Consider the following 255-nt stretch of genomic DNA (forward strand, 5'->3'; position numbering starts at 1 on the left):
GCATACCGGATTTCACACAGGGCCTCCCGGCCTTTTCGCCCCCCTCTTTGCTGGATTGATACACACCGTTCCCCGGCTGGTTGCAACGTTTTCCCGTAGCTATAGAGCTTGCTTCCCTCTTCTTCAATGCACCGGCTTTGCATTGAGCGCACGATAAATCGCTGTTTCTCCGACACTTTGTAGGCCAGATATTCAATCAGGTCTGCCTCCCGGTCACAGACAGAAATAACCTTGCTCATCTGTGCGCCAAGGCGC

At 53.7% G+C, this 255-nt stretch carries 1 pseudogene; it reads right to left on the minus strand.

What is annotated here, in order from left to right:
* Positions 1-255, minus strand: a pseudogene (locus M6G53_RS25305) (IS4 family transposase); the annotation flags it as partial.

The sequence above is a fragment of the Serratia nevei genome, from assembly GCF_024160145.1.
In the GTDB taxonomy this organism is placed as follows: domain Bacteria; phylum Pseudomonadota; class Gammaproteobacteria; order Enterobacterales; family Enterobacteriaceae; genus Serratia; species Serratia nevei_A.